This is a genomic window from Labilibaculum sp. DW002 (assembly GCF_029029525.1).
GTDB lineage: Bacteria > Bacteroidota > Bacteroidia > Bacteroidales > Marinifilaceae > Paralabilibaculum > Paralabilibaculum antarcticum.
On record NZ_JAKJSC010000001.1, the window covers coordinates 2,654,842 to 2,668,872 of the forward strand.

At 31.9% G+C, this 14,031-nt stretch carries 6 protein-coding genes; all 6 read left to right on the plus strand.

Annotation, left to right across the window (positions count from 1 at the left end; translation table 11 throughout):
- The first annotated feature begins 22 nt into the window (after window positions 1-22).
- Window positions 23-7,009: an RHS repeat-associated core domain-containing protein gene (locus L3049_RS10585; RefSeq protein WP_275109777.1), complete on the plus strand. Its 6,987-nt coding sequence runs from the start codon at window positions 23-25 to the stop codon at window positions 7,007-7,009.
- An 11-nt stretch (window positions 7,010-7,020) separates the two neighbouring features.
- A complete protein-coding gene (locus L3049_RS10590) occupies window positions 7,021-7,380 on the plus strand; it encodes a hypothetical protein (RefSeq protein WP_275109778.1) in 360 nt (119 codons plus the stop codon).
- A gap of 548 nt (window positions 7,381-7,928) precedes the next feature.
- Window positions 7,929-9,158: an NHL repeat-containing protein gene (locus L3049_RS10595; protein ID WP_275109779.1), complete on the plus strand. Its 1,230-nt coding sequence runs from the start codon at window positions 7,929-7,931 to the stop codon at window positions 9,156-9,158.
- A 772-nt stretch (window positions 9,159-9,930) separates the two neighbouring features.
- Entirely contained in the window at window positions 9,931-11,586 is a 1,656-nt protein-coding gene (locus L3049_RS10600) for a patatin-like phospholipase family protein (RefSeq protein WP_275109780.1), read from the plus strand.
- A gap of 2 nt (window positions 11,587-11,588) precedes the next feature.
- Window positions 11,589-12,536, plus strand: coding sequence for a ComEC/Rec2 family competence protein (locus L3049_RS10605; RefSeq protein WP_275109781.1), 948 nt, complete (start codon window positions 11,589-11,591; stop codon window positions 12,534-12,536).
- Between the two features lie 179 nt (window positions 12,537-12,715).
- Window positions 12,716-14,026 carry an MBL fold metallo-hydrolase gene (locus L3049_RS10610; protein WP_275109782.1) on the plus strand — a complete coding sequence of 437 codons (1,311 nt, stop codon included), beginning with the start codon at window positions 12,716-12,718 and terminating at the stop codon, window positions 14,024-14,026.
- Window positions 14,027-14,031 lie beyond the last annotated feature (5 nt).

Consider the following 14,031-nt stretch of genomic DNA (forward strand, 5'->3'; position numbering starts at 1 on the left):
TGTTACCTCGAAAATAAAACCAATGAAAAGATTTTCACTGACCCTTACTATATTATTGCACTTTCTGTATTTGCAAGCACAAGTATTGCAAACGGAACACGATACCCTTAAAAAATCCTTGGCAAAACCAATGGCCTTGAGCACCAAATCTGCTAACGCAGGAGGTGGTGGAAGTTCTGCTGGTTTAGCACCCGTTTCTATGCCAATAATGCCCTCTCCTACTGCTGCATCCTTAGTAAGAAATGCGACAGCAAGTCCGAACTTATATACTGGAGCTGTAAATGTAAGTGTACCATTATATACTCTACCTGCCCAAGGAATGAGTATTCCTATTGGAATGGTTTACCAAAGCAATGGAGTAAAAGTAAATGAAAAAAATGGCCCTTTAGGAATGACATGGGCTTTACAAGGAGGTGGTGCCGTAGCAAGAATTGTGAGAGGATATCCTGATGAATTTAATGGTTCAATACATGAAGAAACATGGAAAGAAAATAGTCCAAGTAAAAAGAAAAATAAGAAAAAAAAACTTAAAGGTTTTTGGCATATTGATCCACCTACAGATTACGCAACTAACGAGGACAGTTATAATACTATAATTGATCATACTGATGGAATTAAAGATGAACTATGGGATACACAGCCAGATAAATATTATTTTAGTGCACCTGGATTATCGGGGAGTTTCTATATTCCATCTAAAAGCATGCCCCCAATTATCCATTGTGATTTAGATATTGATATTCAATTAATATTTGAAAGTGAAAAATTATCAGGTTTTTTGATCACTACTTCATCAGGTTTTTGTTATGAATTTGGAATGGATAGTAAATATATTGAACAACAAACTTTTTCAAATATAAGTAAGGTAAGCGAAGCCAGACACAAGCTTATAAATGGCATCAATTATACTGTTTCATTTGAATTTGAAGAGCCAAAATTTACAAATACATTTATTGAAGATAAAGATTTATATATATCGACATGGTATTTAAAAGCTATTCAGACACCATTCAAAGCAGATTGCATTAACTATACGTATGAAGAAGATAAAAATAAGGAGGATAAATTAGCTCAATCTCTTGATGCAATAATTGATCAATCTCTAAACTACTATAAGTTAGCAAATAACAATACTGAAATAATTACATATCAGAAACCCCAAAACAATGAATACATATCGCAGTTATTTGTAGCAAAACAAGTAAAAACAAAATATTTTAAACCCAAACGATTAAGTAATATTTCATCTTCATTAGCAAGTATAAAATTTAAATATACCAATTGGACGGAAGATAATTCCAACAGGATAACAAAAATACTAACCTATGGAGCCGACCATAAAAAAGTTCAAAAACAATTTAATATTGAATATAATTTTGTTCAGAACAAAATTACTGAACCATCCTACCCTAAACTTACTAAAATCGGTAGTACTTCTCGATCTTTATTTTCTAATAATGAAGCATGGACTGAATGGGAAGGAGTTAGATACTTCCTTGAAAAAATTAGTGAAATTGACAAAGAACAAAAAGACACAATTAAGTTATTTAGCTTTAATTACCATCAACCAGAACAATTACCTGAATTTTGCTCTCAATTTCAAAATGAATATGGATTTTATGTAAGTTATCCAAGTTTCAAATCTCAATTTTACAGTGAGAATAGCTTGAACTATTACCCTCTACTTGCATTAAATATACAAGATAAAGATCGTGATAAAGACAAAAATAAACTTCCAGACTTTCATAATGATGGAAGCCAGATTAGTATATCGGATACAACCGTAACAAATGGAATGCTAATTTCTATGCAAAATCCTACTGGTGCTGTTACTAAATTTGTTTATGACGCCACTTTTGAAGGAGCTATACTAAAACATAAATATACATTTGATGGTAAGGAACAGGTACAAGAAACCAACTATTTGTATAAAAATAGTTCTTCACCCATAGGGAATAGTTCAAAAACTTATAATGTTGGAATTTATAAAATGGGAATCACACCTTGGGGAAGGTCAGAAAAGTTGTTAACGCAAAATTCTCCGCGAGGATATAAATATGTGGAAACAACAACAAATAAGATTAAGACCAAATATAGTTTTACTACTGCTCAAGACTATGATAATTCATTTGAATCATCCTCAGTAAAAAAAGAAGTAGTTGATTTCATCTATCTCAACTACAAAAACTCAGGAGAGGAAATAGAATTTGATCATCTTAAGTATGCTATTGATAAAATCAATAAAACGCATCCCGAATTTACTAAAAAAGTTGAAGAAGATTGGATAAATACTGTAGGTAAAGAAAACGCAGAAGGACTAAAACAAAGCATTTGGTATCATGAGTTTTTTAAAAATCACTATAATCTTTATGCAAAAGGTTATAGTCCTGAAATATTTATTAAGTATAAAAATGAATATATTACAGAATTGGTTCAAAATGTTGGAAAACCTACTGATAGGGACAATTTACGAGGAAAACTAATTCGTAAGACGAGCTATAATTTAACAGGTGGTGTAGCCAAAGAAGAAAGATATTATTATGAACCAATATTTATGGACAAGTACGAGTCTGAAAAGCAAGCCTTTGTAGTTTCTGATTCTTACACTGAATCAAAGAATGAAAAGTATATCGTTCCGTATAACATCAACTATGAAACACTGCGTTTAAGCAAAATTTCATATAAGAATTATATATTTATAAGTCAAAGTATAAATCAAGAAACAAAAATTGAAAAATATTCTCAAATTCATCCATTACTAGCGGAAGTTAGTATTCATAAAAATCTAAACACTAAGGATACTTGGCGAACAGAAACAGAATATCACGTATTTTCAGGAAATAGTTCCAAGTCATCTACAAAACCAATTCAAAAAGGAGAAGCCGATATTGATGATAATGATGACAACCAAGGTGGAAATGGAAATACAAATAACTCACCTAAATACAATCCTTATCCAAAATATACAGCAGTTAAACAAGTTACTTACAAAAATGACAAACAACTATCAGGAAGCCAAGTAATTTATAATAATGATACCCGTTTACCGAAAGAATCTAAAAAATGGATCAATGGCAAATACGAAACCGCTATCACCTACGATAAATTCGATTATAAGGCTAGATTATTACAAGCTCACGGCAGAGATGGAATTCCAAGTTCTTACCGATACAATGGTAATTTTCTTGAAATGACAGCACAAAATGCAACTTATCAAGACATTAGCAATGGGAAAGCAGGTGATTTACGAAAAAAATTACCAAAAGCCATTATTGCTTCTGCAAAGTATTCTACAGAGGGGTTTCTTTTGAATCAAACCGATGCCAATGGATATACAGTACAATATGAATATGATGATTTTGGAAGGTTAAAACTTTTGCGTGATCATGATCAAAACTTAATTAAAGCTTACGATTATCAATATGGCAAAGTAGGACAAGAAAAAATTACTGGTGAACAACTGGGCATTGGACAAATGGTGTTGGGAGAAAGTTTCGTAGTAGGTGGGTTCTCTAATAGCGAAATACAAGGCTTACCTTCAGCTGGAAAAAACTATATTGCCAGTTATGCTTTCAAAAAAGAAAAAGCAAGTTTTTTCGACCGTAATAATTCTAATAAAGCCAGCACAACAATTGAATATCAGGATGGACTAGGAAGAGCTATTCAACAAATAAAAGTAAATAGCTTACCACAAGAATATAGTATAGTACAAAGCTTCGAATATGATTTCTTGGGGAGGCAAGCAATACAATATCGCAGCTTACCAATGCTAAGTGATTCCAAATATAAAAAAGACTGGAAACAGTACCTTAAAAACAAATTCAAAAACACCTATAAAGCAGAACGTAGTTATAATAGATATAATCGAATACACAGACAAGGTAATTTTGGAGAAAATTATTCTCTAGAAAAGCGACCAAAAACATCAACTTATGGATTAAACATTGCAAATGTACCCTCTTACACCATAAATTCAGATTCTGAAGTTTTTGTAAAAAAGAACTTTTCAAGAAGAACGCTTTTAAAAACATCTGTTTATTTCGAGGGCATCACTAATGTTACTTACAAAAACATGAACGGACAAGTAGTTCGTAAAGCTGCATTAAAAGGAAATCAGACAGGTGAAGTAGATTTTAGTTCAGGATTAATAACTGATTATGTGTACGATGACTATGGAAATTTACGAGCAATATTACCTCCTCAAGCAAAAGGAGACATTAGTGCAAACAATTACGTTTACAAATTTCATTACGATGAACGTAACCGTTTAGTGAAAAAAGAAATTCCAGGAGCTGGAGCCATTACGCTAGAATACGACGAATTAGACCGCGTATCGAAAGAAACTGATGCGAAAGGTACTACGACTTACATCAAGTACGATGAGCTAAGTAGACCCATAGAAACAGGATATATTGACAAACAATCAACAAGTAAAGGGAAAGAAATTCCTTTGGGTAAAACTTATTACGACAATTACGATTTTGCATTTGCTAAAGCGAATATTTGTAGTAGTGAATATGCTGAAAAGAGTTTGGGTCGAGTTTGTGGTAGGGAAATACGAATATTAGGATCTGAAACATGGATAAAAACAGTTAACTACTACGATAAAGAAGGACGTATAATTGAAGCCATTTCGCAAAATAACACAGGTGGAATAGACAAGCTGACAACAGCCTACGATTTTCAAGGAAAAATAACCGAAACCAATATCAACAAAACCTTTAATGGCGAGGAATTCAGTACTAAAAAACAATATGAATACGGCACTGCGGGAGAATTAAAATATGTACATCACAGTGTAAATGGACAAAGTTCAATTATTTTATCTGCATTTGAATACAACAACGATGGTTCGCTTGCTGGCAAAAAAGTACACAATGGTAAAATTGAGACCCAATATACCTACGATGAGTTAAACCGCATGATTAAAACCCAAAGTGAAAAGTATTTCTCTTTAGAATTGGCTTATGATTCTAAATTAAAAGGCACCAATAATACAGAATATTTTGATGGTAATTTAAGTGCAATGGCATGGAAAACAAAAAATAAGCAAAGACATACTTATAGTTTTGAATACGATGGATGGAAAAACCTTACCAATGCAAATTCAAGCGATCATCCTTACACAACACAATACAAATATGACGAGAATGGAAACATAAGTTTTTTAAGCCGTAACGATAGTTTGGGTCTATACCAACGATTTTTATACGATTATAAAAACACCAATCAGTTGCAAAAATTAAATAGAACCAACACTGAAGAGGTAGAAGTTTGGCCTGGTGATGCGAATAACGATGGTAAAGTAGAAGTAGATGATCAGCATCCAATAGGATACAATTACAAATACAAAACAAAGGCTCGTGACACGCGCAGTACGGAATGGAAAGCCTGGCAAATTACTCGCCGAAAAGATGATGACTTGGTGTTCTCGGATACCAACGGTGATGGTTTAATTAACGAACAAGACACCATTGCCATTCAACAAAACCTGCTAAAAGAACACGAACTAACTGAAGCTAAAGAAACGAATGGCTTTCGTTACAAATACGACAAAAATGGCAATATGATATACGATGAGTATAAGAATATTAATATTAGCTACAACATTTTAAACCTACCCGATACCATTAAGGCAGAAGGGCATGGTAAAATTGTAAACCAATACATGGCAGACGGTACTTTATTACGACGTAGTATTTTTGACGAAGACAACAATGAACTACAAAGAGCCGATTATCAAGGTGAATTTTTATTTACCAACGACCAATTAAATAAGATTTTCACTGGAGAGGGATACTATGCACCAAATTCTGCTAGCTCGACCATTTCAAACACCTCTCTTTCAGAGGAAACAGGAAGTAGTCAAGTTAAAAAAAGTGACCTTGGTACTTATTTTTACACTTTAACCGATCATTTAGGACATACAAGAGTTATTGTAGACGAGGAAGAAAATGTATTACAAGAAACCGCTTACTATCCTTATGGTACTCCCATCACAGCCCTTTCGAGCGCAACTAAATATAACTATCTTTATACAGGAAAAGAGTTCCTTGATAAATTTGGACTAAACTGGTACGATCATCATGCCCGTTATTTTGATCCGGAAATAGGACGATGGTGGGCAATAGATCCTGCATTACAAGCCGCTTCGCCATATATGGCAATGGGCAATAATCCAATGATGATGGTAGATCTCGACGGTAAAACTTGGAATATTTTTAAGAAAATAGGGCAAGCTTGGGATTACGCATGGGACAAAGGAAACCAATTTGCTCAGTGGGCCAACGAAATTGGATTACCATCCTTTAACATTGGTTATGAAATGAATTCCAGTGGACAAATACAACCAATAGGTGATATTAATGGCATTCCATTATTTAGTAACGAAAGTCAATACGAAGTTGCTTCTCAAAATGCTGTTAATGCAATGAATGATGCAAGAAGTGAATATTTTAACCAACAGCAAGCGAATGCTAATTATAGTCAGCAAGTTAATACAATTACTAATGTTCCCTATCTACCCCCAGTACAGAATACCGGAAAAATTCCAAATTGGGTCATTACTACAATTGCAGCAACAAGACCTGTTGCATATTCAATTGAAATAACTGGTTCTGCTGAAGCAATAATGTCAGGTTCAATGTCTCCTTGGGGAGGAATACTTATAACAAGAGGTCCCGATATGCTTCATTATAATAATTTCGTATCTGGAGGTCTAGGAGCAGGCTGGGTTAGTGTTAGTTTAATGGGAGTTGCTAATAAATATTATTATTTGGGAGACATTAATAATTTTGGAATGGAAACTTTTGCTGGGTGGGGAAACAATGTTAGTGGTACTATAGATGCAGGAATTGCTTTAGGTCTAAATGCAAGTTGGGTTGAAAATCCAAAAGCACCTGGAGAATACTTAATAGGAGTTGGTGGTGGTGCCGGAGTAGGTATTGGCCCTACGATTATTTCTGGTCAATATACATATCAATACACTCATATTATAGGTAAATACTAAATTAAATAAGCATGAAAACCTTAATAAAAATAACAATTATTTTGGCCGTTTTATTAGCAATATTTTTTACTATGAAAGATTCGAGGCGTATTAAAAATTTGCATACATTGTATCCACGGCTTACTCTTAATGATAGTCTTAAAGGAAGAGTAGATAAACTACATATTGAGAAAGGAGCAATATTTGTATCAATTGAAGGGAAGTGTTATTTTATTCATACTGCAGCAAATTATTTATATCCTCAAATCCATTTGCATAAAACATTAGCAATTGGAGATTCCATTATTAAGCATTCAGGGAATGATTCAATCTTTCTTTACAAAGAAAATATAGAATTCATTTTTGTTAACGATAAAAGAATAAATAGGTAAAAGAGAGTTTCTAGCCACTCAAAATATACCAGCTAAACCTCTCAGATTTCTTAACTTAATCTCCAAAATCTTAATTTTAATTTTCTTTATAAGAAAACAGTCTGCAATCGACTCAGTATACACTCTAAAGAATTAGGTTACTGCCTACTATGTCAATTTTAAAGAATCTGCAAACGAGTTGGCAATCGTTTTTACGATTAAGGCTAAAAGTTAACAACCACAAAGCCAAGATATTTACTCAACTTCGTTCTAGCATAATAAATTTAAATAATTCTATTATTAGATCACTCCAATAATACCATAGATTCTGGCAAGTATTGCCAAGAAATAATTACAATACACGTTTGCACTGCAATAAAAATAACACCTTTTACATTTTATTTTCAGGCTTTTACAGTCTAAAAGTTATCTTTTAAACCAAATAACAATCAAAATTGATTAAACTTGACAGCTTTGACAAAGTTATTTTCATTTCATTTTCGCTACCTTGCAAAGCTCAATTTCAGATAAACAATAAAAATTATAGATACTCAACAAGGATTAACAAAATGATGAAACATTTAACTTTAAGAAATGTTCTAAGCGCATTTGCACTTTTTATACTGTGGTCATGTAGCGACGAGAATAGTGCTACACAAGTAGAAAATATGAAATTTGATTTTAGTAATGCTAAAGGAGTTTTTCTTGCTCCAGGAAGCAATACAAAAAGCACAGAAAATACATCAAATAAAATTTTCAAAATAACAGAAGATGGTTATGTCTTAGAAGTTCAAATTGAAGATGAAAATGGTAAAGATGTAACTTCTAAGCAGGTTCCTATTGATATAAGGGTGATGTCGGAAAATTATATTGACATACTTTTTGAGAGTGGAGAATATTTAGTCAGACTCTCAGATGGTGCAGCTTTTTCCTTTGATGGAGCAACACCTAAGGTTAGAAAACCATTCCCAGAATATAACGGAGAAGAATTTAGCAGTAATGGTAATGAAATTATTTACATCACAGAAAATGATGAACTAATTGCATTAGATGTTGTTAATCCAAACAGTTTGTCATTTAAATTACTATCTGCTTCTGGAGATAAGGTTGACTCTTTTTGTGCTGATTCTGATGGGAATGTAATTTACTCTAGTTATGATGACGGAGACAATAGAGTATTAAGATATAGAAATGCATCAAATGGTTTTGAATTATTACCAGGAACTTACCAAAATATCCATACTCACTTTTGGACAGACCCAGATGATAATAATATCTTCTTTTTTAATTCAGATAACAATTACATTCAGAAAATAAATACAACGCCATTTACTGTAAATAATTTCGGCAACAAGGAACCTCTTGGCGGCATGTACACTCACAACCTACTGAAGATCAAGAACAAAAATCGAGTTATCGCAATTAGTAGTGATGAATACATTTACGACCTATACAATAACAATCAAGATGTTAGATCAATTCTGATAACTGCTTTTGGATTAAAATCATTAAAATTTGGCGCCGCTTCGGACAATTACTATTATGTTATCGGATTAAATGATACTGGGAAAGCAAACCTGCTTAAAATTGACCCAACAGATGACAGTTATGAAGTTTTAATTAATGGTAGTTATGACATTTCCAAACTTGATGTTTCACCTAATGATGAGATTATTTTTAATGCCTTGAGCATGGCTGATGGGAAAAACGTTATTGGAGAAATTGATCCATCAGGGAATATTAATATTATTGACGAAACTATTAATTCTCAAGTAACAGTCTTGGAAAGAATCAATTAACACATAAAAGAAAGGGCTACTTATTAAAAAAAAGGTCAAGTTTTTTGCATAAATAACTTGACCTTTTTTTAATAAGCAACAGCACAAATGGGATGAAAATAGCATTTTATAACACTTATATTCTCGCTTCAATTTTAAGAGATTCCATTTTAATCTTCTATAGGAAAAAATAGTCTGCAATCGACTCAACACACACTCTAAAGAGTTTGTTTACTGATCACTATGTCACTTTTTAAGAATCTGCAAACGAGTCGGCAATCGCTTTTAACAATGAAAGCTTAAAATATTACATATCGAAATCATAATAATAAAAGGATCCTCCTTTAATTATTAAAATTTAGCTATTCCATACGGTATGGTTAATATTTACATGCAATACACACAATACATTATGGCATGTAAATAAAAGCCATAAGTATGACGATCCCCCAACAACCTAACCTCCTATTATTCAGCAACTACAAAAACAAAACACAGAAAATCACAAAAAGAGAACATAGAAATAAATAAACTTGGCAAACCTGACAGGCTTATTTATGTTTCATTTTTCTTAAATTGCACGTTCGAAAAATAGAATAAACAATAAATATACTTGAATATATTGGAATAGGATTTATTGGAAATTGTATTGATGAAATAATTTATCCTAAGTAGTATTCACAGCCCAACAGATGATAACAGGCGGATGTATTTCATAACAAGTAACGAAACATATCGCCATACCGTTAGCGTTCATACAATATCGCCTCAACACAAATAAATAACCTCGATTATGAAAGAAAATAAAATAAAAATTGGTTTAGCTTTTTCTGGTGGTGGTTTTCGAGCTACATCCTTTAGTCTTGGAGTTTTATCTTTTTTGAATTCCATAAAATTAAGTGACCAATCTTTACTAACGAGAGTTGTTGCTCTTTCTACAATTTCAGGAGGAACTATTACTGGAACAAGATATGCAATTGGAATAAAAAAAAATGAAAGCTTCGAAGAAATATATTCATCACTATATAAGTTCATGTCTCAAATTGATTTAATTGACCTTAGCTTAAGTGAACTGATATCAAAGAATGAATGGAGTAGTAAGGGAATAAACAGTTTAATTAGTGCATTTGCAGATGTGTACGATAAAGAGTTATTTAATCAAGAGAAATTTGGAATTTTGCTAACCGACAATAATCCGATTCACTTAAAGCATATTTCATTTAATGCTACTGAATTTGCAAATGCTTTGCAGTTTAGGTTTCAACGTACAGAAAAAATACGTAATCCTAAGGAAAATGAACCAGATAGAGGAATTATTGGAAATTACTACTATCGAATTCCTGAAAATATTGCGAAAAATATTCGGATGGCAGATATACTTGCAGCATCTTCGTGTTTCCCAGGAGGTTTTGAACCAATCAATTTTCCCGATGATTTTAGTTTACCTCAATCCAAAGAAAATGAAGATGTTTTTAGAAACAACAACTTCCCAGTTGGATTAATGGATGGTGGAATCGTTGATAATCAAGGAATAGAACCTTTGTTGCTAACTGAAGACAGAATGAAACGCAATCGAGCTGATAGTTCGGATAATGATTCTAATGAATTAGACCTATTGATCATTTCAGATGTAACTAGCCCATACATGGAGGATTTTAAAGCTAGTAAGAAACAGAAAAAAAGTTTCTTAAGAACGTTATCCCCTCAAATAATATTTATAGCTAATTCAATTCTCCTGCTCTGCTCTTTAGTTGGTTTGTTTTTTTCTATTAAAAATGGGCTTTTACTATCAATAATTATACTTTCTTCTTTATCAACTTTAAATATTTTATTATTTATTATTGCTACAGTCATAAAAAAAATGCCTGAAAAGTTTCAAATTCCACAGGCATTCATGAAGCCGTTCACAAAACTTTTGAAAATCAAATTAGGAGTTTATGAGAATCTAATATTAAATAGAACAAATTCCTTGTTAAAGATGACTAATGATGTCTTCTTGAAACATATCAGAAGACTAAACTATAATAAAATTTACACTGATAAATCTTGGAAAAACAGACGTATTATGAATGCTATTTATGAACTGAGATTTGGTGAACAAAAACTTCAAAACAAAATAAAAAATCAGAAAATAAACAAAAGTCTTATTCCTTCTAAAGCTTTACAGGAGGTTGCTACAGTTGCTGCAAGTATGGGGACAACTTTATGGTTTACTAAAGATGAACTTAATAAAAAAAACATGCTTAATTCTATCATTGCATGTGGTCAATTTACAATGTGTTGGAATTTATTAGAATATATCGGTAAAATAAAGTCAAATCCTGAAAATATAAATGAAAGCCACAATGAATTGATTAAATCTGAGAGTATTGTTTTATTGTATTGGGAGAAATTTAATAAGGATCCTTATTGGCAAGTAAATGAAATAAATAATAAAACAAACTTTTAACTATGGAAATATTAGCGAAGCATACAAGATTTAGGGCATATCAATTAAAATCGAAAGGTTCTTCATTTTCTTATTATAATGGTGTTCAGTTTGTGCTAGGTGAAGCTCGTTACAACGATGACAATAAAGCATCAATATTACATGAATTAAAAGTATGCAATAAGACTTTCATTAATGTTCTTCATATTACTAGCTGGGATTCTGACCATTGTGCGTCAGCAGACTTAGAGGCAATACTCAAGGAACTTAAACCTAGGGTAATTGAATACCCTGGTCATGAAATTAATAAAGAAATACAAAATCAAATTGATTGTCTAAAACTAATAACAGACTATGTAAACAAAGATAATAAAACACCTAAAACAATAGAAGCCAATAGTTTAAATAGTCAATATATTTCAAAGTTAAATAATGCTATCCAATGGTCTTACAACAATATTATTTTCAACAACGACAAGAATCACAAAGAAGAAAATAATAATTCCAATGTGAAATTATTTAAATCTGGTAGTTTCTCAGTTTTAAGTTTAGGTGACCTTGAAAAGAAAGAGATTAGTAATTGGCTGTCTAGTTTTTCATGCATAAAAAAAGAGGTAGATGTTATGTTGTTGGCGCATCACGGCTCTGACAATGGATTTACTTCCACGGATTTCTTAGATGTTGTAAAACCAAAAATGGCAATTTCATTATCCAACTGGAATAATCAACACAATCACCCAAGTGATGCAATAATTCAGCGACTTAGGAATAAAAAGATTGATTACTATTCTACAAAGCAAGGGGATTTAATTATTGAATCTACAAATGATCATACTCGAAAATATGCGGTTTGGAATTTCATTGCTAATGGTGAAAAACTAAAAGAAGCCCCAAATGAATATAAAACCAAAAGAGCTTCTCAAGAATCTATTGATAAACTTACAACAGCAATAAAGAACATGAAATTGTAAAGCACGAAACACTAACAATGTATAATAATAGCCGAAATAGTGGTGAAATCAACGGTTGTATCTCACTTCAATTTTCTTGTAACTTGACAGAAAAGTGCCACGCAATCGGCTACTATTCTTATACGCAACGTGAGGCGCAACGTTAACAACATAGTAGTAAGCAATAATTAATTAAGATTATGAGACAAATAGAAGCAAAATTTTCATTTTTTAAAGCTGGACAAGGTTCATTTTATGGTGGACGAATTTGTCAACATGATACTGGAAAAGTATTTACTATTGTTTATGACTGTGGTACAACACGATTTATTAAAGGAAACAATCAATCATTAAATAATGAAATAGATATTTTTAAATATCCGCCGCATTATTTCCCCCACAATAACGAAATTGATTTATTGTTTATTTCACACTTAGATTACGACCATGTTTCAGGTTTAAAGCGACTTTTGAAAGAGTTTAATGTAAAAAATATTATTTTGCCTTATATTGAAAAAAAAGATAGACAATTTTTTTTAGTTTCAGTTTCTGGTGATGATAATCCTGATAATAGTTTATCCATAGTAGATTATATTTCATTTATTGAAAGCCCCGACCAATTTATACTACAAAACAGCGAAAGCAAGGAGGTTAAAATATTCTTCGTTAAATCTAATGGTAAAACTAATATAGAATATAAAGACTATGACAATGAAAATCAATCGGAATCTATTTATCCACGTGGCACTCCTGCTGAAAATGAAGAATACACAAATCAACGAAGTGTTTCAGTATATGAGAATAACTTGCAATTTTTTATTGAAAAATATTGGGAATTTACAACTTATGCGAAAAGCGTTAACCAAAAAGCTATTACAAAATTACATGATTGCTTAAGAAAGACGTTAAATAAAAACTCCAGTAAGGACTTAACTTTTGAAGATTTAAAAGAGATTGTAACTGATAATAGAAAAGAAGCACATGATTGTTATACGAATTGTATTGGAGACATCAACTCTCACGGACTGATTCTATTGCATGGCCCAATACGTTTTGAGCACCTTTGTGGGCGAGTCTATTCTAGTTGTGAATTTAATCATGCTTCTAATGATTTCAATCACCGCCATTTTCACGATGACTATCATTTCAGAAAAAGAAACCTCAACATGTTGGGAACACTCCTTTTTGGAGACAGTTCAATTAATCCAAATAATAATCCAATTGATTTCCCAATGGCATTTAAGGATAAACTGGTTAATGTTCATATAGTACAAGTACCTCACCATGGCTCCTCAGAAAATTGGGATTTTGACGCATTTAAGAATTTGAAAATTGGTGATTCCTTCAGTCGTTGGGATAATCAAGTTATTGCAGTTTGTAATTTTGGCTATGGAAATACATATGGACATCCATCTCATAAAGTTCTAAATGATTTACGTTCTACGATATTCATGAATACACAATTTTCTAGACTAAATATTAAATATAGCATTATACATTACAGACCATAAAACCA